Source organism: Streptococcus sp. 1621 (assembly GCF_013276615.1).
GTDB lineage: Bacteria > Bacillota > Bacilli > Lactobacillales > Streptococcaceae > Streptococcus.
Window position 1 is genome coordinate 71,035 of the sequence record NZ_VMLJ01000028.1, and the last position, 22,675, is coordinate 93,709.

Genomic DNA, 22,675 nt, shown 5'->3' on the forward strand with positions numbered 1-22,675 from the left:
GTAGAAAAAGAGCAGTCTTATCTGAAATTTTTATCCTTTCAAAAGAGACCTGTTTCTTTTTTGCCTGTCAAATCCGTTCTAGCTGGTATTTGAAAAATCAAACTAAGCTGCAAGATGAATGATTTTCTTGTATTGACGTTGTTGTTGACAACAAGTAGCGGATAAATGAAATCCATTCCATTATCATAGATGATAGGCTGGTAGGAAATTTTCAAATAACATACAGGGAATAGATGTGTGAAGTTCCGGTAGTAGAAAGGGAGAAAGATGAACATTTTAGTTGCAGATGACGAGGAAATGATTAGAGAAGGAATTGCAGCATTTCTGACAGAAGAGGGTTATCACGTCATTATGGCTAAGGATGGACAAGAGGCCTTGGAAAAATTTCAGGATCTCCCTATCCATCTCATGGTACTGGATTTAATGATGCCTAGGAAGAGTGGTTTTGAAGTGTTAAAAGAAATCAATCAAGAGCACGATATTCCTGTCATCGTCTTGAGTGCTCTAGGAGATGAAACTACTCAGTCACAGGTATTTGATCTCTATGCTGATGATCATGTGACAAAGCCTTTTTCTTTGGTACTGCTTGCCAAGCGTATTAAAGCGCTTATCAGACGTTACTACGTCATAGAGGATCTTTGGCAATATCAGGATGCAACAGTGGATTTTACCTCTTACAAAGCACATTATAAAAATGAAGAAATTGATCTCAAACCAAAGGAATTATTGGTACTAAAGTGTTTGATTCAACATAAAAATCAAGTTTTAAGTAGAGAGCAGATATTGGAAGAAATTTCAAAAGATGTAGCTGATTTACCTTGTGATAGGGTCGTTGATGTCTATATTCGTACTCTTCGCAAAAAATTAGCTTTAGATTGCATTGTGACTGTGAAAAATGTTGGGTATAAGATTAGCTTATGATAAAAAATCCTAAATTATTAACCAAGTCTTTTTTAAGAAGTTTTGCAATTCTAGGTGGTGTTGGTCTAGTCATTCATATAGCTATTTATTTGACCTTTCCTTTTTATTATATTCAATTGGAGGGGGAAAAGTTTAATGAGAGTGCAAGAGTGTTTACGGAGTATTTAAAGACTAAGACAGCTGATGAAATTCCAAGCTTACTCCAGTCTTATTCAAAGTCCTTGACTATATCTGCTCACCTTAAAAGAGATATCTTAGATAAGCGGCTCCCTCTTGTGCATGACTTAGATATTAAAGATGGAGAGCTATCAAATTATATCGTAATGTTAGATAAGCCTGTTAGTACAGCAGATGGTAAACAGGTAACGGTGCAGTTTGTGCAGGGAGTGGATATCTACAAAGAAGCAAAGAATATTTTGCTTTTGTATCTCCCCTATACATTTTTGGTTACAATTGCTTTTTCCTTTGTTTTTTCTTATTTTTATACGAAACGCTTGCTCAATCCTCTTTTTTACATTTCAGAAGTGACTAGTAAGATGCAAGATTTGGATGACAATATTCGTTTTGATGAAAGCAGAAAAGATGAAGTTGGTGAAGTTGGAAAACAGATTAATGATGTGTATGAGCACTTGTTGAAAGTTATTCATGAGTTGGAAAATCGCAATGAGCAAATTGTAAAATTGCAAAATCAAAAGGTTTCCTTTGTCCGTGGAGCATCGCATGAATTAAAGACACCTCTAGCTACTCTCAGGATTATCTTAGAAAATATGCAATACAATGTGGGGGATTATAAGGATCATCCTAAGTATCTTGAAAAGAGTATTGATAAAATAGATCAGATGAGTTTCTTGCTAGAGGAAGTGTTGGAATCTTCTAAATTTCAAGAATGGACAGAGTGCAGTGAGATTTTAATGGTAAATACCGTTTTGACAGATGTTTTGTCTCGATACCAGGAATTGGCATTTTCTAAAAATCTTGTGATTGATAATCAGTTGACTACTGATACAAAAGTAAGGATGAGCTTGAAGGCTTTGGATAAAGTCTTGACAAATCTTATCAGTAATGCTATTAAGTACTCAGATCAATCTGGCATTGTGACTATTTCTGAGCAAGATGGTTATCTTTCTATTAGGAATACATGTGCTCCTTTGAATCAGGAAGAGTTAGAACATTTATTTGATATTTTTTACCATTCACAAATTGTAACAGACAGAGAAACAGGATCAGGATTGGGTCTTTATATTGTTAAGAATATCTTAGAAAGTCATCGTATGTCCTATAGTTTCTTGCCTTATGAACAAGGGATGGAATTTAAAATCTGCTTGTTACCAGATAGTTAGCTTTAGTAAGACTCTTTTCTTACTTGAGGATGATTTGAAGAAGTATAGTTTGAATGGTAGTGATAGAGTAAATCAAAGAACGGAATCAGTTTTCGTTCTTTTTCTTTTTCAATTCATATTGGGTTAACATAGAGATGTTACAGTAGTGGTAAAGAAAGGGGATTGTGATGATAGCAATAATCATTATCTGTGTATTTTTAATTCGCTTGTTGTTCCTAAAGAAATCAATTGAAAATGAAAAACGGCTTCGTAGGGATGGCGGGCGAGAATTTGGCATTAAAAATACCAAACGTCTTACCTTGGTTCATATTGTTTTTTATCTGGCTTGTTTTATGGAAGCCCTAGTCTATCGACCGTCTTTCAATATGATGAGTGTTGTGGGTTTGGTGCTCCTGATATTTTCTATGTTGATGTTGCTACTTGTTATTCATCTGCTTGGGGATATTTGGACAGTCAAGTTGATGTTAGCACCGAATCATAAGTTTGTGGATCATGTCTTATTTAGGACAGTAAAACATCCCAATTACTTTTTAAATATCCTTCCTGAGTTGATTGGCTTGACCTTGCTGAGTCATGCCTATATGACTTTTGTTTTAGTTTTTCCAGTTTATGCAGTTATTTTGTATCGACGAATAGCTGAAGAGGAAAAGTTATTACATGAAGTTATAATCCCAAATGGAAGTATAAAGAGATAAATACAAGATTCAATTCATATACAGTTCATATTGAAATGATATAGTAGTGTTAAGAAAAATATTGGAGGAAATAATTATGTTTGCATCAAAAAGTGAAAGAAAAGTACGTTATTCAATTCGTAAATTTAGTATTGGAGTAGCTAGTGTAGTGGTTGCTAGTCTGTTCTTAGGAGGAGTAGTCCATGCAGAAGGGGTTGGTGGTGGGAATACCCCCACGGTTACATCTAGTGGGCAAGATAGGTTGAAGGAATATAGACAGCAGTTGATAAAAGAGTTGGGAGAGACAGCTTTACCTGAAGATAAAAAAGCTGAGTACAGAAAGCGGATTGAACAGGAGATGGACTATTCAGTACTAGATGAGATAGCGAATAACTTTCATCAAGAAAGTTTGGAAATACGTAATAAAGAACATGATGAAGTAGTTGAAAAAGCTAAAACTGAGTTTCCTAAGTATTTAGATCAGATTTTAATAGGACTTGAAAAATTGGTTGATGAAAAAGATCCTCAGTTTGACAAGCTTATTCAAGAAGCTAAGGATATTGTAGAAGAATATAAACGAAGATTTGATGAAGGTATTGATAGCCAAGCTATAAAAAGGTTAGAACAAGAGGGTAAAAATAAGCTAGATAAGTTGGTAGAGGACTTTAAGAATAGTTTATCAAATCAACAAAGTAAACCATCAGGAAATTCTAATTCTTCTAATGGTAGAGGTGATACGACTAAGCCTGCGAATCAAGGATTAGATTCTGATTCACCTTCTGGAAAAGAACATAATAATCCAACTCCACCAAAAGTAGAAAATCAAGGAGGAAATATAGTTTCTACTGAAAAAACTACGGAGACAAATCTTAAAGAAGCTAAAGAAACAGCTAAAACAACTTTGGATAATTATAGAAAAAGTCGTTTAACAAAATTAAATCCAGCTGCTTTTTGGTTTGGAGACCTCTTGTTGGCGTCTCAAAAGACTTTATCCGAATATAGTACGCAATTTGAGAGTGCTTCGAGTAAAGAAGAATTGAAAGCTCTGATAGAAAAATCTAAACAGGCAATTGATGAACTGATAGCTACTCATCAAAATAGAGAAATCAGCTTAGAGCGAAATAAGGCAAAGGAAGCGGTCACTAAACATCTAACAGGTTTATTGGATGATATCAAGAAAAATTTAGAAAAAGAGCAACATATCAATACTGTAGAGCTAATTAAAAAGCTAAAAGATATTGAAAAAACGTATTTGCATAAATTAGATGAATCAACCCAAAAAGCCCAACTACAGAATCTGGTTACAGAAAGTCAATCAAAACTAGATGAAGCTTTGTCTAACTTTAAAAAGGGCTTATCTTCTTCGTCAAATTCAGGATCCTCCACTAAACCAGAAACTCCAGAAAAACCAGAAGAACCTGCTCCAAGCAAACCTGCTGAAAAAGAGCAGACCCCGTCAGGAAGCACTGCAGGAAGTCACTCCGGTTCCACCAGCTCTTCAGGAAGTTCTAGTGCTTCCACTAAACCAAAATCTCCAGAAAAACCAGAGGAACCTACTCCAAGCAAACCTGCGGAAAAGGAGCAGAATCCATCAGGAAGCACTGCAGGAAGTCACTCCGGTTCCACCAGCTCTTCAGGAAGTTCTAGTGCTTCCACTAAACCAAAATCTCCAGAAAAACCAGAGCGACCTGCTCCAAGCAAACCTGCTGAAAAAGAGCAGAACCCATCAGGTTCAACCACAGGAAGTCACTCCGGTTCCACTAGCTCTTCAGGAAGTTCTAGTGCTTCCACTAAACCAAAATCTCCAGAAAAAGAGCAAGAAGTAGAACCATCTACCCCAAGTAAACCATCAGGAAACGAGACAAATTCTTCATCTCCTACAAGATCTAACAGTCTTTCTCCTACTCTCTCATCTCAACCGACATCTACTGTTCAAAAGGTATTTACAACTCAAAATGGAAATACCAAGATTACTGTTATGTTTGAAACTGCTACAGAAGCAGACTCTGTCAATCTTAAAGAGGTAACAACAAAAGAAATGATTGATAATGTTATCCGTCAAACAGGGCAAGGAGCAGTGCGCATATTTGATATTTCCCTTTTAAAAGATGGAAAAGAAACCCATGTCAATGGAGAGAGAGTAGTTCGTCTTGCAATTGGTAATATTGAGTCTGAGATTCAAGTTTACCATGTGAAAGAAAATGGAGAGTTGGAGTTGCTCCCATCAACAGTTGAAAATGGGCAAGTCGTTTTCAAAACGAGTCATTTCAGCTTGTTTGCGATTAAAACACTTCCTAAAAAACAAATGGCTACTGAGCCAGAGGAAAATAGGGAAGGAAAAACTCAATCTGATGATAAGGAAATGGTTCTTCTTGCTGATAAAGCAAATCAAATGAGTGAAAATCGTTCAAATTCAGATAAAAAAGATAAGCAAGCACTCCCATCAACTGGAACAATGTCAACGTTGCTTATGGAATTCTTAGGTCTAATATCTCTAGTAGGTGTTTATCTATTAAAAGGAAAAAAGACGGAGAATGACTAATTTCATATAGACATTGATTGCTTATATAAATCCAAGAAAAACCCGTAAACTTTAAGAGAGTTACGGGTTTTGGTCTATTAAGCTTTATCCAATTGCAAAAGAGCCTCAATCTCTGCTAGAGTGCTAGCTTGTGAAATGGCTCCACGGAGTTTGGCAGCACCAGATGTTCCACGGAGGTAGTGAGGAGCGAGGCCGCGGAATTCACGAACTGCGACGTTTTCTCCTTTGAGGTTAATTAAGCGTTTCAAATGTTCGTAGGCGATTTTCATCTTGTCTTCAAAGGTCAAATCAGGGAGGATCTCTCCTGTTTCAAAGTAGTGGTTGATTTGGTTGAAGAGGTAAGGATTTCCCATAGCAGCTCGGCCAATCATGACTGCGTCAGCACCGACTTCTTCGATGCGTTGTTTGGCTTCTTGGACCGTACGAATGTCACCGTTGGCGATGAATGGAATCTTGGTCAAAGCTTGAGCAACTTTATGGAGAGTCTCAAGGTCTGCGTGACCTGTATACATTTGCTCACGGGTACGGCCATGCATAGCAAGGGCAGAAACACCTGCTGCTTCAGCAGCGAGGGCATTTTCTACTGCGAGAGATGGGTCAGCCCAGCCGGTACGCATTTTGACAGTAAGTGGAATATCAAGGACAGATTGGACCTTGTTGATGATAGAGTAAATCTTATCTGGATCCTTGAGCCACATAGCGCCAGCTTCGTTCTTCACGATTTTATTAACTGGGCAGCCCATGTTGATATCGACGATATCGGTTTTGGTGTTTTCTTGGATGAATTCTGCTGCGCGTGCTAGGCTGTCTTCATCACTACCAAAAAGTTGGATAGAAACAGGGTTTTCGCCTTCATCGATATGAAGCATGTGCAGGGTTTTTTCGTTGTTGTATTGGATTCCCTTGTCAGAGACCATTTCCATGACAACGAGTCCAGCTCCGAGCTCTTTTGCAATAGTACGAAAGGCTGAGTTTGTCACGCCAGCCATGGGTGCTAAAACGGTACGATTGGGAATCTCAACATTACCAATCATAAAAGGTGTATTAAGATTTGTCACGAATGAGTTCCTCCAGGTCGTTTTCATCAAAGTTGTAAGTAGTTTGGCAGAATTGACAAGTGATTTCTGCTCCGTGGTCTTCCTCTTTCATTTCCTGTAAGTCTGAGCTTGGAAGGCTAGCAAGAGCGTTCATAAAGCGTTCATGGCTACAGTCACATTGGAAACGAATTTCTTCTTCAGAAAGACGCTTGTAGGCCTCGTCACCGTAGATAGCCTTGAGGAGGGCTTCGATATGGTCTTCACTTTCGAGAAGGGTCGAGATAGCTGGCATTTCTTGGATGCGTTTTTCAAAGCGAGCAATCTCTTCTTCCTTGGCTCCCGGCAAGACTTGAACTAGGAAACCACCTGCAACCTTGACCTCATCTTCCTCGTCCAAAAGGACATTGAGACCGACTGCTGAAGGGGTTTGTTGGCTTTCAGTCAGGTAGAAAGCAAGGTCTTCTCCAATCTCTCCAGAGATGAGTGGGGTCAAGGAAGTATAAGGATTTCCAATGCCGTAGTCTGTGATAACGAGAAATTGACCATTTCCAACAAAAGGTCCGACTAGGACTTCACCAGTTGCAGTCTTTTTGATGTCAACACCAGGATTTTGAACGTAACCTTTGACGTTCCCCTTGGTATCAGCGACGGTGATAATAGCCCCTAGAGAGCTAGATCCCAGTACCTTAACTGTTAGTTTGGTATTTCCTTTTTCATTGGCTGCGAGAATCTGGCTAGCGATAAGAGTTCGACCAAGCGCTACAGTTGAGCTAGCTTGGGTTTTGTGTTTTTCTTGAGCAGTGCGGACGGTTTCTGTGCTATCAAGGACAAAAGCACGAAAGGCTCCGCTTTCTGATATAGTTTTAATAATTTTATCCATAGCTACTATTTTAGCATAAAAATGCCCAAAGGGGGAGCCGTGTGTTTACTGATTTTCAGGATAATGGACCAAGAAATCAGCATGAAAATAAAAAGAGAAACAGATTATTTCAGCATTTGTAAGATTTATGCTATGCTTAAGATAGAAAATGAAAGGGGTAACAAATGTATTTAGGAGATTTGATGGAAAAGGCCGAATCTGGCCAATTTTCAATCCTTTCCTTTCTATTACAAGAGTCTCAGACGACCGTCAAGGCTGTAATGGAGGAAACAGGATTTTCAAAAGCAACCCTAACCAAATATGTCACCCTGCTCAATGACAAGGCTTTGGACAGTGATTTAGAGCTGACAATCCACTTACAAGATGAAAATCTGCGTTTGTCGATTGGTGCAGCTACCAAGGGGAGAGATATTCGGAGTTTGTTTTTGGAGAATGCGGTTAAATACCAGATTCTTGTTTATCTTCTCTACCACCAACAGTTTTTAGCCCATCAGCTGGCTCAAGAATTGATGATTAGTGAGGCTACGCTTGGTCGCCACTTAGCTAGTCTAAATCAGATTTTGTCAGAATTTGACTTATCCATCCAAAATGGACGGTGGCGAGGCCCAGAGCATCAGATTCGCTATTTCTATTTCTGTCTTTTCCGCAAGGTTTGGTCGAGTCAGGAGTGGGAAGGTCACATGCAGAAACAAGAGAGAAAGCAGGAGATTGCTTGTTTAGAAGAAATCTGCGGTGCGAGTTTGTCTTCGGGGCAGAAATTGGACTTGGTTCTCTGGGCTCACATCAGTCAACAACGTCTTCGGGTCAATGCCTGTCAGTTTCAAGTCATAGAAGAGAAAATGCGAGGGTATTTTGACAATATTTTCTACCTTCGTTTGCTGAGAAAGGCACCTTCCTTTTTTGCTGGGCAACACCTTCCTCTAGGAACTGAGGATGGGGAGATGATGATTTTCTTCTCTTTCCTCCTATCTCATCGCATTCTTCCTCTTCATACTATGGAGTATATCCTTGGTTTTGGAGGGCAGTTGGTAGGTTTACTGACGCAATTGATTCAAGAAATGAAGAAGGAGGAGTTGCTGGGTGATTATACAGAGGATCATATTACCTATGAACTCAGTCAGCTTTGTGCTCAAGTCTATCTCTATAAGGGCTATATTTTACAGGACCGCTACAAGTACCAGTTAGAGAATCGTCATCCTTATTTGCTGATGGAACATGATTTTAGGGGAACGGCAGAGGAGATTTTTCATGCTCTACCTGCTTTTCATCAGGGGACAGACTTAGATAAGAAGATTCTCTGGGAATGGCTCCAGTTAATCGAATATATGGCTGAAAATGGTGGCCAGCATATGCGGATTGGTCTTGATTTGACATCTGGTTTTCTTGTCTTTTCAAGGATGGCTGCTATTTTAAAACGGTATTTGGAATACAATCGTTTTATTACCATTGAAGCCTATGACCGAACTCGGCATTATGATTTGCTGGTTACCAATAACCCGATTCATAAGAAGGAACAAACACCAGTCTATTATTTAAAAAATGATTTGGATATGGAAGATTTGGCAGGGATTCGTCAGTTATTATTTACCTAAAAGGCTTGGTTAACCCAGGCCTTTTTTGTGAAATTCACACAATCTCCTCACATTTTTTAAAAAATTAAAAAAAGTTGATAAACAAGAAAGCGCTTTATTTTGTATACTAGTAAGTGTAAAGAGGAAACACCTCAAGATCTTTATGAGGAGGACAGCACATGTCACAAGAAAAATACATTATGGCTATTGACCAGGGAACTACAAGTTCTCGTGCCATCATTTTTAATAAAAAAGGAGAAAAGGTCAGCTCTAGCCAAAAAGAGTTTACTCAGATTTTCCCTCAGGCAGGTTGGGTTGAGCACAATGCCAATGAAATTTGGAACTCAGTCCAGTCAGTTATTGCGGGTGCTTTCATCGAAAGCGGTGTCAAGCCAAATCAAATCGAAGCAATCGGGATTACCAACCAACGTGAAACAACTGTCGTCTGGGATAAGAAAACAGGACTTCCTATCTACAATGCTATCGTTTGGCAGTCACGCCAGACAGCACCTTTGGCTGAACAACTAAAAAGCCAAGGTTATGTGGAAAAATTCCATGAAAAAACTGGTTTGATTATCGATGCTTACTTCTCAGCGACCAAGGTTCGTTGGATTTTGGACCATGTAGAAGGCGCTCAAGAGCGAGCAGAAAAAGGGGAATTGCTCTTTGGTACCATCGATACGTGGTTGGTTTGGAAATTGACTGACGGTGCGGCTCACGTGACGGACTACTCAAACGCAGCTCGTACCATGCTTTATAACATTAAAGAACTTAAATGGGATGATGAGATTTTGGAAATTCTCAACATTCCTAAGGCTATGCTTCCGGAAGTTCGTTCTAACTCTGAAATCTACGGTAAGACAGCCCCATTCCATTTCTACGGTGGAGAAGTCCCAATCTCAGGTATGGCTGGTGACCAACAGGCAGCCCTCTTTGGACAGTTGGCCTTTGAGCCTGGTATGGTCAAGAATACTTATGGAACAGGTTCTTTCATCATCATGAATACTGGTGAAGAGATGCAGTTGTCTGAGAACAACCTCTTGACAACCATTGGTTACGGTATCAATGGCAAGGTTTACTATGCCTTGGAAGGTTCTATCTTCATCGCAGGAAGTGCCATTCAGTGGCTTCGTGACGGTCTTCGCATGGTAGAGAACTCACCAGAATCTGAAAAATACGCTCGTGATTCTCACAATGATGATGAAGTTTATGTAGTTCCAGCCTTTACAGGACTAGGAGCACCATACTGGAACCAAAATGCTCGCGGCTCTGTCTTTGGTTTGACTCGTGGAACAAGTAAGGAAGACTTTATCAAGGCAACTCTTCAATCTATCGCTTATCAAGTGCGTGACATCATCGACACCATGCAAGTGGATGCTCAGACAGCTATCCAAGTCTTGAAGGTGGATGGTGGTGCAGCTATGAACAACTTCCTCATGCAGTTCCAAGCTGACATTTTGGGAATCGATATCGCACGTGCCAAAAACTTGGAAACAACAGCTCTAGGTGCGGCCTTCCTAGCAGGTTTGTCAGTAGGTTACTGGAAAGACTTGGATGAGTTGAAACTCTTGAACGAGACAGGAGAACTTTTTGAGCCATCGATGAACGAATCGCGCAAGGAACAACTCTACAAGGGCTGGAAGAAGGCTGTGAAAGCAACGCAAGTCTTTGCGGAAGTAGACGACTAATACTGGCAGAATAAAGCGACTCAGTTAGAAAGTGTGTAAATATGGAATTTTCAAAGAAAACACGTGAATTATCAATTAAAAAAATGCAGGAACGCACCCTGGACCTCTTGATTATTGGGGGAGGAATCACAGGGGCTGGTGTAGCCTTGCAGGCGGCAGCCAGTGGTCTTGAGACTGGTTTGATTGAAATGCAGGACTTCGCAGAAGGGACATCTAGCCGTTCAACTAAATTGGTTCACGGAGGACTTCGTTACCTTAAGCAATTTGACGTAGAAGTGGTCTCAGATACAGTTTCTGAACGTGCAGTGGTTCAACAAATTGCCCCACACATTCCAAAACCGGACCCAATGCTCTTACCAGTTTACGATGAAGATGGAGCAACCTTCAGCCTCTTCCGTCTTAAAGTAGCCATGGACTTGTACGACCTCTTGGCAGGAGTTAACAACACGCCAGCTGCAAACAAGGTTTTGAGCAAGGATCAAGTCTTGGAACGCCAGCCAAACTTGAAGAAAGAAGGCTTGGTAGGAGGTGGAGTTTATCTTGACTTCCGTAACAACGATGCGCGTCTCGTGATTGAAAATATCAAACGTGCTAACCAAGACGGTGCCCTCATTGCTAACCACGTGAAGGCAGAAGGTTTCCTCTTTGACGAAAGTGGCAAGATTACAGGTGTTGTAGCTCGTGATCTCTTGACAGACCAAGTCTTTGAAATCAAGGCGCGTCTGGTGATTAACACAACAGGTCCTTGGAGCGACAAGGTGCGTAATTTGTCTAATAAGGGAACACAATTCTCACAAATGCGCCCAACTAAGGGGGTTCACCTAGTCGTGGATTCAAGCAAGATCAAGGTTTCACAGCCAGTTTACTTTGACACAGGTTTGGGTGATGGTCGTATGGTCTTTGTTCTCCCACGTGAAAACAAGACTTACTTTGGTACAACGGATACAGATTACACAGGTGATTTGGAACATCCAAAAGTGACTCAGGAAGATGTAGATTATCTACTTGGTATTGTCAACAACCGCTTCCCAGAAGCTAACATTACCATTGATGATATCGAAAGTAGCTGGGCAGGTCTTCGCCCATTGATCGCAGGCAATAGCGCTTCTGACTACAATGGAGGAAATAACGGAACCATCAGTGATGAAAGCTTTAACAACTTGATTGCGACTGTTGAATCTTATCTCTCTAAAGAAAAAACGCGTGAAGATGTTGAATCTGCTGTCAGCAAGCTTGAAAGCAGCACATCTGAGAAACATTTGGACCCATCTGCAGTTTCTCGTGGTTCTAGCTTGGACCGTGATGATAATGGTCTTTTGACTCTTGCTGGTGGTAAAATCACAGATTACCGTAAGATGGCTGAAGGGGCTATGGAGCGCGTGGTTGATATCCTCAAAGCAGAATTTGACCGTAGCTTTAAACTCATCAACTCTAAGACATACCCTGTTTCAGGTGGAGAATTGAACCCAGCAAATGTGGATTCAGAAATCGAAGCCTTTGCGCAACTTGGAGTGTCACGCGGTTTGGATAGCAAGGAAGCCCATTACCTAGCAAATCTCTATGGTTCAAATGCACCGAAAGTCTTTGCTCTTGCTCATAGTTTGGAACAAGCGCCAGGACTTAGCTTGGCAGATACTTTATCACTTCACTATGCAATGCGCAACGAGTTGGCTATGAGCCCAGTTGACTTCCTTCTTCGTCGTACCAACCATATGCTCTTTATGCGTGATAGTTTGGATAGCATCGTTGAGCCAGTTTTGGATGAAATGGGACGATTCTATGACTGGACAGAAGAGGAAAAAGCAGCTTACCGTGCGGATGTCGAAGCGGCTCTCGCTAACAACGATTTAGCAGAATTAAAAAATTAAGAAAAAATAAAAGAGGTGGAGGGCAGCAATCCTTGCCGCCCGCCCCTTCTTTTTAATGGAGACAGAAAAATGATGAATGAATTATTTGGAGAATTTTTGGGGACTTTAATCCTGATTCTTCTAGGAAATGGTGTTGTTGCAGGTGTGGTTCTTCCAAAAACCAAGAGCAACAGCTCAGGTTGGATTGTGATTACTATGGGTTGGGGGATTGCAGTTGCCGTTGCGGTCTTTGTATCTGGCAAGCTCAGTCCAGCTCATTTAAACCCAGCTGTGACCATCGGTGTGGCCTTGAAAGGTGGTTTGCCTTGGGCTTCCGTTTTCCCTTACATCCTAGCTCAGTTCGCAGGAGCTATGCTCGGTCAGATTTTGGTTTGGTTGCAATTCAAACCGCATTATGAGGCAGAAGAAAATGCAGGAAACATTTTGGCTACTTTCAGCACAGGACCAGCTATCAAAGATACTGTATCAAACTTGATTAGTGAAATCCTAGGAACTTTTGTATTGGTATTAACAATCTTTGCTTTGGGACTTTATGACCTTCAAGCAGGAATCGGAACCTTCGCAGTGGGGACTTTGATTGTTGGTATCGGTCTATCACTAGGTGGGACAACAGGTTATGCCTTGAACCCTGCACGTGACCTTGGACCTCGTATCATGCATAGCATCTTGCCAATTTCAAACAAGGGAGACGGAGACTGGTCTTACGCTTGGATTCCTGTTGTGGGACCTGTTATCGGTGCAGCATTGGCTGTTCTTGTATTTTCCCTTTTCTAGTTTAGAAAATAACTATTATTGCTAGAGCTTGGGCGAAAACTCAATTTCAGGAAAAAATGAAGTAAATCTTCTCACAATAAAACGCATAGTATCAAGTTTTCAATACCTGATATTATGCGTTTTTCTGATTTTTAAGACTTTTTCTCCAGTCTCTTTTTTCGATTGAAGATGTAAGTATTTTAGTAACTAATTTCTTAGTACTAGCCAACAACGATAATAATAATTCCTTCAAAAAGTAGGAAGAATAAAGACAATAGTTTTTGCTTTTTCATGTGAAATACCTCACTTTTATTTTCTTCTATTTTATGCTAAAATATTAAAAATCAAAAACTGTTCCCATATATGCTTGTTGGAGAGATATTATGAAAAAATTTGGAGAAATTTTTAAAAAGTTTCGAGAATCTAGAGGGTTTCGCTTAAAAGATGTCGAAAAAGCTGGTATATCAACATCACAGCTCTCACGTTTTGAAAAGGGAGAGACTGATTTAACCATTTCAAAATTTATGGCTATTTTGGATGAAATTAACATGCCTATTGATGAATTTATGTATGCTGTTCATGATTTTCATCGTGATGAACTGAATGAACTCTTATCAAAGATTAGGCATTTTGTATCAAATCATGATGTTGATGGGTTGAAAAAACTACTTTATTCTCAGATGGAGTCAGATTCTAAACAAGAGAAATTTCATAAGCTTAACATTATTTTATTAAAAATTCGTTTACAAGATTTATCTGGAGAAGCTTATTATTCTGGTGATGATTTATCTTATCTAACTGACTATCTCTTTAGTGTTGAATACTGGGGATACTATGAATTATTGATTTTTTCAAATACTTTAGATGTCCTAAAACACGATGTCTTTATGGTTTTGGCTAGAGAGATGTCCAGACGTTCTGATTTTTATAAAGAAATTCCTAATAATAGACGATTGATTTCATCTATGCTATTGAACGGATATATCACATGTATTGAAAGAGGAAAATTTCTTGATGCTTTGTATTTTGAAAAACGACTAAACCAATGCTTTTTCACTGAAACTGAAATTTATGAACGGTTGGTATTCCAGTATGCCCAATATCTATATCGCTATAAAAAAGAGACGGATTGTAAAGCAATTATTGAAATGAGGAAGTGTATTGGAGCAATGAAATTAGCGGGAAGTAACCATTTGGCAAAGAATTATGAGGGACATTTAGAAAAAATTTTAGCAGATAAAGGGTAGTGTGCAGATATGGGAAAGGAAGTATCTCGAAATAATATTTTGGTAGAATTGTCTTTAGAAATTTCAATTACGGTTGTTTTATCAGTTCATTGTATTTGAGCGATAGGATTTTTCGAAGTTGTCACCATAATTATGAATTTTGAGGTATTTAATATGCAAGTTCTATCTCCATATATTTTAAGAAAGAAAAGTGAAACAGGAGAATTATTTTTCAATAGTAAAAATAATCACTCTTAATAAACAGCATCATATATAGGTTAATTAAATTATTGTATAGTCTCAGTTGGAGTTAATTTGTTTATAACTTTTAGACTGAGGCTTTTATATCTATTCGCTTTCTTTTAGATAGGCTTATTTATGAAATTTCTAAAATACATTAAAACTAATATTTTTATCTATTTTTTAATAGGAGTGCTTTTGAATAGCGGAATGGCTCTAATAAAGCCATTGTTATTGGATAAGCTATTGAATATTCGTGAAGAGCAACTTACAATTGGTACAATTTCATACTTTGTTTTATATGGCCTGTGTTTACACCTGTTTTTTTATAGCACGATGTTGCTAGCAAATTTTGTCAGTAATAATCTGCAGCGTCATCTGCAAATTCGTTTAAAAGATCAGCTTATCAAGAAACTATTTTTGAAAGAAAATGTTGTAGATGATGAAAAAGTTTCAATTGTTACACAAGATATGGAACTGCTCTATAATCGCTTCTTTTTACCCCTGGATATGATAGTTGGAAGAGTTTTTATACTTTGTACAACGATTGTTTTTATTTTGGTGCAAAATTTTTGGCTTGGTCTTGTTTTTATCGTGTTCTCTTTTCTTCGACCATTACCTCAATGGGTAATGAATAATCGTTTAATGAAAAGTGGTGCAAATTTTTCGGAAATGCAAAAAGCTTTTCATCTATCTGTAGGAGATTTTTTTAAGGGAGCAGATACGATATATTTTTATGGCGCTAGTAAAGAAAACTTTGCTAAGATGAGAAAAAACAACGAGTGTTACGAGAATGCTCGTTGGAAAAATGAATGGACTAGCAATGTCGTTTATTTTTTCAATGGTCCTTTAGAATTCCTTAGTCAGGTACTACCTCTTGCACTTGGTCTTTTATTACAAAAGAGTGGTATAGAGTTAACAACAGCTAGTTTGGTCTCTATGTATATAGCTACAATGAATCTTAGCGGACCTATTCAAAGAATTATGTATAGCATATCTGATATACAGCGATCGCAAACAGTGAAAGAAAAAATATTTTCATTATTGGAAGAATCTTGTTTAGAAACATCATATCTGACAGTCGAATCTTTAGCTGAGCTAGTTTTGGAGGGCGTTTCAAAACAGGTTGGAGAGCAAGTGCTCTTTTATGATTTGTCACTTAGATTAACTAAGCCAAGTAAAGTTTTAATAAAGGGAGCTAGTGGTACCGGAAAGTCAACTCTCCTACAGTTGGTAGCAGGAAAGATAAGTCCGAATAGTGGTAGAATTATCGTACGTGATAAATCAGGTCGAGAATTTACTCATTATCAAGGGAATGTCGCTTATATCTCTCAGAATCCATTTTTCAGACATGGGACAATCCGAGAAAATTTAACATTAGGACAGGAGATTTCAGATAAAGAATTACTCTGTTGCCTAGAACAAGTTGGCTTAACGAATGAAATCACCAATATCTTGGATTATCAACTGATAAACAATGGAGAAAACATTTCAGGTGGACAACGTTTACGACTTGAATTAGTTCGCTGTCTGCTTCGACAAAAAGACATTGTGTTGGCGGATGAGGTTACATCATCCTTAGACAAGGACAATGCATATCAAGTGCGCCAGTTACTTTTGCAGTTGCCTATCATTTTGATTGAAGTTGCTCATCATATTGATTCAGAAACGGTTTATAATCAAGTAATTGATTTGGGAAAATATAGAATAAAATAAATAGACTTGTTTGGCATCTTGCCAGATATAATATATATGCTATATTATGGATTGTTTTAGCTGATTTAAAGATGTGAAACCTAAAAACGATGGCTAAGTTGGAATGTTAAAAATTCAATTTCTGACCACCTAATCTTGTGTCAAATAGTTATCAAACAAAGTCTACTATACCATTTATCAGTTAAATATTTTTATGTTATAGGAGAGCTACATGTCTAATTCATTTGTCAAGTTGTTAGTCTCTCAATTGTTTGCAAATTTAGCAGATATTTTCTTTAGAGTAACAATCATTGCTAACATATACATTATTTCAAAATCAGTAATTGCCACATCACTAGTTCCCATTTTAATAGGGATATCCTCTTTTGTTGCGAGTCTTTTAGTTCCTTTGGTTACTAAAAGGTTAGCGCTAAATAGGGTTTTATCTTTATCCCAATTTGGAAAGACTATATTATTATCAATACTGGTAGGGATGTTTATACTAATGCAATCAGTAGCGCCTTTGGTGACCTATCTGTTTGTTGTTGTAATTTCCATATTAGATGGTTTTGCAGCACCTGTTTCCTATGCTATTGTGGCCACGCTATGCGACCGATTTGGGTAAGGCTAATTCAGCCTTATCAATGAGTGGTGAAGCTGTTCAATTGGTGGGTTGGGGATTAGGTGGACTCTTATTTGCAACAATTGGTCTCTTACCTACCACGTTTATCATTTTAATCTTGTATATCATTTCTAGCTTTCTGATGTTATTTCTTCCTAAGGCTGAAGTGGAGGTGTTAGAGTCAGAAACTAATCTTGAAATTTTGTTCAAAGGTTGGAATTTAGTTACTAGAGATCCTAGATTAAGACTTTTTGTATCAGCAAATTTATTGGAAATTTTTTCAAATACGATTTGGGTTTCTTCCATTATGCTTGTTTTTGTAACTGAGTTATTAAATAAAACGGAAAGTTACTGGGGATATTCTAATACAGCATACTCTATTGGTATTATAATTAGTGGCTTAATTGCTTTTAGGCTATCTGAAAAGTTCCTTGCTGCTAAATGGGAAAGTATTCTTTTTCCTCTTGTAGCTATGGCAATAGTGACACTGACTATTCTATATTTTCCAAACGCACAGATGTTTTTATTATTGTCAGCTTTAGTTGGTATGTTATCGCAACTAAAAGAAGTTCCTGAAACTGTATTTCTTCAGGAAACAGTAGAGGAAAATCATTTGGTTAATGTCTATTCCGTTCTTGAAGTGATTTCGACACTAGCATTTTCAGTGTTTGTTTTGCTAATGAGCTATATTACTGAGAGTTTTGGTATTAGCATCAGTTTTTGGCTATCAGCCATTTGTCTGATGATAGAAGCTATTTTAATTTATATCAGACGAGATTATTTTAAATAAGAGACTGGTTAAAAAGTCTTGAAAAATTAGAAAAGCGCATAGTATCAGGTGTTGAAAAACTTGATATTGTGCGTTTTATTATGGAAAGATTCCCTTCATTGTCTCCTGAAATGGAGTTTTTGCCCAGGATCACTCTATTTGAAATATACATAGAAAAACCGCATAATTCTTAAAATAAACTGAAATCTAGTGAAAATGTACGGTAAACAATTGAAAAACTAGTCTATAAAGTGGTACAATAGTAGAAAAATACTATAGTAAGAGTCTATCTTATTTAGCAAAAATTACAGAAATGAATGGTTTTTCTTGATGAAACAGAGAAAAGAATTGTACCTCTTTCTTGGTCGGACAGCCTTGTATTTTCTTATCTTTCTAGGGCTGCTTTACTTCTTTAGCTATCTTGGTCAGGGTCAAGGAAGCTTTATCTATAATGAATTTTAACTTGAAGGAGAATCCCTATTGTGTCAAATAAACCAATAGCAGATATGATTGAAACCATTGAGCATTTTGCTCAGACCCAGCCTAGCTATCCTGTTTATAATGTTTTGGGGCAGGAACACACTTATGGCGATTTAAAGGCTGATTCGGATAGTTTGGCTGCAGTTATTGACCAGTTGAATTTGCCAGAGAAGTCTCCTGTGGTCGTTTTTGGTGGTCAAGAATATGAAATGTTGGCAACTTTTGTAGCCTTGACTAAGTCAGGTCACGCCTACATTCCAATTGATAGCCATTCGGCCTTGGAGCGAGTTTCAGCTATTTTAGAAGTAGCGGAGCCAAGTTTGATTATTGCCATTTCAGACTTTCCATTAGAGCAGGTTTCTACACCGATGATGAATCTAGCTCAGGTTCAAGAAGCCTTTGCTCAAGGGAATAACTATGAAATCACGCATCCAGTCAAGGGCGATGATAATTACTATATCATCTTTACTTCTGGTACGACTGGTAAGCCAAAGGGAGTGCAGATTTCCCATGATAACCTCCTCAGCTTTACCAACTGGATGATTACGGATAAGGAATTTGCGACGCCAAGTCGTCCGCAAATGCTGGCTCAGCCACCTTATTCTTTTGACCTGTCTGTCATGTACTGGGCGCCGACCTTGGCACTGGGTGGTACGCTCTTCGCTCTTCCTTCAGCTATTACTCAGGACTTTAAGCAACTCTTTGCTACCATCTTTTCATTGCCAATCGCTATCTGGACATCAACCCCTTCTTTTGCGGATATGGCCATGCTGTCAGAAGACTTCAATAGTGAGAAAATGCCTGGCATCACGCATTTCTACTTTGATGGTGAAGAATTGACGGTTAAAACGGCTCAAAAACTACGTGAGCGTTTCCCAAATGCCCGTATCATCAATGCCTACGGTCCAACAGAAGCTACAGTGGCTCTGTCAGCCGTTGCTGTGACAGGCGAGATGTTAGCGACTCTCAAACGTCTACCAATCGGCTATACCAAGGCTGATTCTCCAACCTTTATCATTGACGAGGAAGGAAATAAATTGCCAAATGGTGAACAGGGAGAAATCATTGTTTCTGGACCAGCTGTTTCAAAAGGTTATATGAACAATCCTGAAAAAACAGCAGAAGCCTTCTTTGAGTTTGAAGGTCTGCCAGCCTATCATACAGGCGATGTGGGAACTATGACAGATGAAGGCTTGCTTCTCTACGGCGGACGCATGGACTTCCAGATTAAGTTTAACGGTTACCGCATTGAGTTAGAAGATGTCTCTCAAAACCTCAATAAGTCTCGCTTTATCGAGTCTGCTGTCGCAGTACCGCGCTATAATAAGGACCACAAGGTGCAAAATCTATTGGCTTATGTCATCTTGAAAGACGGTGTTCGTGAGCAGTTTGAGCGAGATATTGATATTACCAAGGCTATCAAGGAAGATTTAACAGACATCATGATGTCCTACATGATGCCGTCTAAATTCCTTTATCGAGACAGTTTGCCACTGACTCCAAATGGAAAAATTGACATCAAAGGATTGATTAACGAGGTGAATAAGAGATGATGGAGTTCTTTCAACAGCTTCCTCATTTAGAGCCATACGGCAATCCTCAGTATTTTGTCTATGTGATTGCTGCAACCTTGCCCATCTTTATCGGTCTCTTTTTCAAGAAACGCTTTGCCTGGTATGAAGTGCTGGTTAGTCTCTTCTTTATCGTCACCATGTTGGTGGGTGGAAAGACCAATCAACTAGCTGCCTTGGGTATTTACCTTTGCTGGGAAATATTGCTCCTGCTTTTCTACAAGCATTATCGAAAAAGCAAGGATGGCAAGTGGGTCTTCTACCTAGTTAGCTTTCTATCCCTACTTCCGATTATCTTTGTCAAGGTGCAGCCGGCTATCAATGGAACGCAGTCTTTGCTTGGATTTTTGGGAATTTCTTATCTGACCTTTCGTTCGGTTGGGATTATCATCGAGCTGAGAGATGGAGTGATTAAGGATTTTACCCTCTGGGAATTCCTCCGTTTCCTTCTCTTCATGCCGACCTTTTCAAGTGGTCCAATTGATCGCTTTAAACGTTTCAATGAAAATTATCAGACCATTCCTGAGCGAGATGAGTTGATGGATATGCTGGATGAATCTGTTCGCTATATCATGTGGGGCTTTTTGTATAAGTTTATCCTGGCTCATGTTTTAGGAGAGACCTTACTCCCTCCTCTGAAGAATCTAGCCCTACAGTCAGGTGGCTTCTTTAACCTCTATGCCTTGGCAGTTATGTATACCTTTGGTCTGGAGCTCTTCTTTGACTTTGCAGGTTATTCTATGTTTGCTTTAGCCATTTCAAATTTGATGGGAATTCGTAGCCCTATCAACTTTAACAAACCTTTTTTATCAAGGGATTTAAAGGAGTTTTGGAATCGTTGGCACATGAGTCTATCTTTCTGGTTCCGTGACTTTGTCTTTATGCGGATGGTGATGGTATTGACCAGAAAGAAGGTCTTTAAAAATCGCAATGTAACCTCAAGTGTGGCCTACATTGTAAATATGCTGATTATGGGATTTTGGCATGGAGTGACTTGGTACTATATCGCCTATGGACTCTTTCATGGATTAGGCTTGGTCATCAATGACGCTTGGGTTCGCAAGAAAAAAACGCTCAATAAGGAGCGGAAAAAAGCAGGGAAGCCTGCTCTACCTGAGAATCGCTGGATTCAGTTGCTTGGCATGGTTGTCACCTTCCATGTCGTCATGCTGTCATTCTTAATCTTTTCTGGATTCTTGAATGATTTATGGTTTAAAAAATAAAAGGAAATAAAATATGGATATCAAATCAGAAGTTATCGAAATTATTGATGAGTTGTTTATGGAAGATGTTTCTGACATGATGGATGAAGATCTTTTTGATGCAGGTGTCTTGGATAGTATGGGAACGGTTGAGTTGATTGTAGAGATTGAAAACCGTTTTGACATTCGAGTCCCTGTAACAGAGTTTGGTCGCGACGACTGGAATACAGCTAATAAAATCATAGCTGGTATTGTGGAGCTACAAAATGCTTAAACGCTTATGGATGATCTTCGGACCGGTCTTGATAGCTGGTTTGTTGGTTTTTCTGCTCATTTTCTTTTATCCTACTGAGATGCGTCATAATCTAGGAGCTGAAAAGCGTTCAGCGGTGGCTACTACTATCGATAGTTTTAAGGAGCGAAGTCAAAAAGTCAGAGCACTATCTGATCCAAATATGCGTTTTGTTCCCTTCTTTGGCTCTAGTGAATGGCTTCGTTTTGACGGTGCTCATCCTGCGGTATTAGCTGAGAAATACAATCGCTCCTACCGTCCTTATCTTTTAGGACAGAGGGGAGCTGCATCGCTTAACCAGTATTTTGGAATGCAACAGATGTTGCCACAGCTAGAGAATAAACAAGTTGTGTATGTTATCTCACCTCAGTGGTTCAGTAAAAATGGCTATGAGCCAGCAGCCTTCCAGCAGTATTTTAATGGAGACCAGTTGACCAGTTTTCTGGAACATCAATCTGGAGATCAGGCTAGCCAATATGCGGCGACTCGCTTACTACAGCAGTTTCCCAACGTAGCTATGAAGGATTTGGTTCAGAAGTTGGCAAGTAAAGAAGAATTGTCGACAGCAGACAATGAAATGATTGAATTATTGGCTCGGTTTAATGAACGCCAAGCTTCCTTTTTTGGTCAGTTTTCAGTTAGAGGCTATGTCAATTATGATAAGCATGTAGTTAAGTATTTAAAGACCTTGCCAGACCAGTTTTCTTATCAAGTCATAGGAGATATTGTTAAAGCAGATGCTGAAAAGAATACTTCTAATAATGATCTGGGAATGGAAAATTATTTCTATAATACGCAGATCAAGAAGGATTTGAAGAAATTAAAGGATTCTCAGAAAAACTTTACCTACCTCAAATCGCCAGAGTATAATGACTTGCAGTTGGTGTTAACACAGTTTTCTAAATCCAAGGTAAACCCGATTTTTATCATTCCACCTGTTAACAAAAAATGGATGGATTATGCTGGTCTACGAGAGGATATGTACCAACAAACGGTGCAGAAGATTCGCTACCAGTTAGAGAGTCAAGGGTTTACCAATATAGCAGATTTTTCTAATGACGGCGGGGAGCCTTTCTTTATGAAGGATACCATTCACCTTGGTTGGTTGGGTTGGTTGGCTTTTGACAAGGCAGTTGATCCTTTCCTATCCAATCCCACACCAGCTCCGACTTACCACTTGAATGAGCGCTTTTTCAGCAAAGATTGGGCGACATACGATGGAGATATCAAGGACTTTCAATAGATCATAATATAGAAGAGTTCAAGAATGAAGCCTATTTTCACGTTTTTTCTTGACTCTTTTT

Annotated in this window: 17 protein-coding genes and 1 pseudogene; 16 read left to right on the forward strand and 2 right to left on the reverse strand. The window is 38.8% G+C overall.

Translation table 11 applies throughout. From position 1 onward, the window contains the following. Nucleotides 1–267: 267 nt before the first annotated feature. The 4 genes from rr06 (at nucleotide 268) to HT697_RS06730 (ending at nucleotide 5,477) form a co-directional block, all read left to right on the forward strand. Nucleotides 268–921 carry a two-component system response regulator RR06 gene (gene rr06 / locus HT697_RS06715; RefSeq protein WP_050112022.1) on the forward strand — a complete coding sequence of 218 codons (654 nt, stop codon included), beginning with the start codon at nucleotides 268–270 and terminating at the stop codon, nucleotides 919–921. Beyond that, nucleotides 918–2,261, forward strand: a complete 1,344-nt coding sequence (locus tag HT697_RS06720) for a HAMP domain-containing sensor histidine kinase (protein WP_112444692.1) — start codon at nucleotides 918–920, stop codon at nucleotides 2,259–2,261. Before rr06 ends, HT697_RS06720 begins: the two co-directional genes overlap by 4 nt. 167 nt (nucleotides 2,262–2,428) lie before the next feature. Further along, nucleotides 2,429–2,956, forward strand: coding sequence for an isoprenylcysteine carboxyl methyltransferase family protein (locus HT697_RS06725; protein WP_112444694.1), 528 nt, complete (start codon nucleotides 2,429–2,431; stop codon nucleotides 2,954–2,956). Nucleotides 2,957–3,032: 76 nt separating this feature from the next. Continuing rightward, entirely contained in the window at nucleotides 3,033–5,477 is a 2,445-nt protein-coding gene (locus HT697_RS06730; protein WP_112444696.1) for an RICH domain-containing protein, read from the forward strand. Nucleotides 5,478–5,554: 77 nt separating this feature from the next. On the opposite strand, the gene dusB is transcribed toward HT697_RS06730, so the two are convergent. After that, complete coding sequence (dusB, locus tag HT697_RS06735) at nucleotides 5,555–6,535, reverse strand: tRNA dihydrouridine synthase DusB (RefSeq protein WP_000183308.1); 981 nt, start codon at nucleotides 6,533–6,535, stop codon at nucleotides 5,555–5,557. Further along, nucleotides 6,522–7,394 carry an Hsp33 family molecular chaperone HslO gene (gene hslO / locus HT697_RS06740; RefSeq protein WP_112444698.1) on the reverse strand — a complete coding sequence of 291 codons (873 nt, stop codon included), beginning with the start codon at nucleotides 7,392–7,394 and terminating at the stop codon, nucleotides 6,522–6,524. The genes dusB and hslO overlap by 14 nt, the downstream gene beginning before the upstream one ends. A 164-nt stretch (nucleotides 7,395–7,558) precedes the next feature. Between hslO and HT697_RS06745 the strand changes: the two genes are divergently transcribed. The 12 genes and pseudogenes from HT697_RS06745 to dltD all read left to right on the forward strand — a co-directional run bounded on the left by HT697_RS06745 (nucleotide 7,559) and on the right by dltD (nucleotide 22,614). Further along, entirely contained in the window at nucleotides 7,559–8,986 is a 1,428-nt protein-coding gene (locus tag HT697_RS06745) for a helix-turn-helix domain-containing protein (protein WP_173262613.1), read from the forward strand. 158 nt (nucleotides 8,987–9,144) lie between these two features. Further along, nucleotides 9,145–10,653: a glycerol kinase GlpK gene (gene glpK / locus HT697_RS06750; RefSeq protein ID WP_049511829.1), complete on the forward strand. Its 1,509-nt coding sequence runs from the start codon at nucleotides 9,145–9,147 to the stop codon at nucleotides 10,651–10,653. 41 nt (nucleotides 10,654–10,694) lie between these two features. Continuing rightward, nucleotides 10,695–12,521 carry a type 1 glycerol-3-phosphate oxidase gene (glpO, locus tag HT697_RS06755; RefSeq protein WP_173262616.1) on the forward strand — a complete coding sequence of 609 codons (1,827 nt, stop codon included), beginning with the start codon at nucleotides 10,695–10,697 and terminating at the stop codon, nucleotides 12,519–12,521. A gap of 69 nt (nucleotides 12,522–12,590) precedes the next feature. Continuing rightward, the gene (locus tag HT697_RS06760; RefSeq protein WP_000980824.1) at nucleotides 12,591–13,295 is read left to right on the forward strand and encodes an MIP/aquaporin family protein; all 705 of its coding nucleotides are present in this window, start codon (nucleotides 12,591–12,593) and stop codon (nucleotides 13,293–13,295) included. Nucleotides 13,296–13,657: 362 nt separating this feature from the next. Continuing rightward, a complete protein-coding gene (locus HT697_RS06765) occupies nucleotides 13,658–14,521 on the forward strand; it encodes an Rgg/GadR/MutR family transcriptional regulator (protein WP_061438586.1) in 864 nt (287 codons plus the stop codon). Between the two features lie 357 nt (nucleotides 14,522–14,878). Beyond that, nucleotides 14,879–16,456 (forward strand): ABC transporter ATP-binding protein, encoded by a 1,578-nt coding sequence (locus HT697_RS06770; protein ID WP_173218778.1) that lies wholly within the window; start codon nucleotides 14,879–14,881, stop codon nucleotides 16,454–16,456. 211 nt (nucleotides 16,457–16,667) lie between these two features. After that, a pseudogene (locus HT697_RS06775) lies at nucleotides 16,668–17,847 on the forward strand (ryptide export MFS transporter). Nucleotides 17,848–18,156: 309 nt separating this feature from the next. Beyond that, nucleotides 18,157–18,288: a teichoic acid D-Ala incorporation-associated protein DltX gene (locus HT697_RS06780; RefSeq protein WP_000813667.1), complete on the forward strand. Its 132-nt coding sequence runs from the start codon at nucleotides 18,157–18,159 to the stop codon at nucleotides 18,286–18,288. A 20-nt stretch (nucleotides 18,289–18,308) separates the two neighbouring features. Continuing rightward, nucleotides 18,309–19,859: a D-alanine--poly(phosphoribitol) ligase subunit DltA gene (gene dltA, locus HT697_RS06785; protein WP_173218779.1), complete on the forward strand. Its 1,551-nt coding sequence runs from the start codon at nucleotides 18,309–18,311 to the stop codon at nucleotides 19,857–19,859. Further along, nucleotides 19,856–21,100 (forward strand): D-alanyl-lipoteichoic acid biosynthesis protein DltB, encoded by a 1,245-nt coding sequence (gene dltB / locus HT697_RS06790; RefSeq protein ID WP_050256793.1) that lies wholly within the window; start codon nucleotides 19,856–19,858, stop codon nucleotides 21,098–21,100. Before dltA ends, dltB begins: the two co-directional genes overlap by 4 nt. A gap of 13 nt (nucleotides 21,101–21,113) precedes the next feature. Beyond that, nucleotides 21,114–21,353 (forward strand): D-alanine--poly(phosphoribitol) ligase subunit DltC, encoded by a 240-nt coding sequence (gene dltC / locus HT697_RS06795; protein WP_000351967.1) that lies wholly within the window; start codon nucleotides 21,114–21,116, stop codon nucleotides 21,351–21,353. Further along, a complete protein-coding gene (gene dltD / locus HT697_RS06800) occupies nucleotides 21,346–22,614 on the forward strand; it encodes a D-alanyl-lipoteichoic acid biosynthesis protein DltD (protein WP_173218781.1) in 1,269 nt (422 codons plus the stop codon). Before dltC ends, dltD begins: the two co-directional genes overlap by 8 nt. Nucleotides 22,615–22,675 lie beyond the last annotated feature (61 nt).

Bases quoted from the DNA above. Each gene is read 5' to 3' on its own strand.
- rr06 (WP_050112022.1), top strand. From the start codon at position 268: ATGAACATTTTAGTTGCAGATGACGAGGAAATGATTAGAGAAGGAATT.
- HT697_RS06720 (WP_112444692.1), top strand. From the start codon at position 918: ATGATAAAAAATCCTAAATTATTAACCAAGTCTTTTTTAAGAAGTTTT.
- HT697_RS06725 (WP_112444694.1), top strand. From the start codon at position 2,429: ATGATAGCAATAATCATTATCTGTGTATTTTTAATTCGCTTGTTGTTC.
- HT697_RS06730 (WP_112444696.1), top strand. From the start codon at position 3,033: ATGTTTGCATCAAAAAGTGAAAGAAAAGTACGTTATTCAATTCGTAAA.
- hslO (WP_112444698.1), bottom strand. From the start codon at position 7,394: ATGGATAAAATTATTAAAACTATATCAGAAAGCGGAGCCTTTCGTGCT.
- HT697_RS06745 (WP_173262613.1), top strand. From the start codon at position 7,559: ATGTATTTAGGAGATTTGATGGAAAAGGCCGAATCTGGCCAATTTTCA.
- glpK (WP_049511829.1), top strand. From the start codon at position 9,145: ATGTCACAAGAAAAATACATTATGGCTATTGACCAGGGAACTACAAGT.
- glpO (WP_173262616.1), top strand. From the start codon at position 10,695: ATGGAATTTTCAAAGAAAACACGTGAATTATCAATTAAAAAAATGCAG.
- HT697_RS06760 (WP_000980824.1), top strand. From the start codon at position 12,591: ATGATGAATGAATTATTTGGAGAATTTTTGGGGACTTTAATCCTGATT.
- HT697_RS06765 (WP_061438586.1), top strand. From the start codon at position 13,658: ATGAAAAAATTTGGAGAAATTTTTAAAAAGTTTCGAGAATCTAGAGGG.
- HT697_RS06770 (WP_173218778.1), top strand. From the start codon at position 14,879: ATGAAATTTCTAAAATACATTAAAACTAATATTTTTATCTATTTTTTA.
- HT697_RS06780 (WP_000813667.1), top strand. From the start codon at position 18,157: ATGAAACAGAGAAAAGAATTGTACCTCTTTCTTGGTCGGACAGCCTTG.
- dltB (WP_050256793.1), top strand. From the start codon at position 19,856: ATGATGGAGTTCTTTCAACAGCTTCCTCATTTAGAGCCATACGGCAAT.
- dltC (WP_000351967.1), top strand. From the start codon at position 21,114: ATGGATATCAAATCAGAAGTTATCGAAATTATTGATGAGTTGTTTATG.
- dltD (WP_173218781.1), top strand. From the start codon at position 21,346: ATGCTTAAACGCTTATGGATGATCTTCGGACCGGTCTTGATAGCTGGT.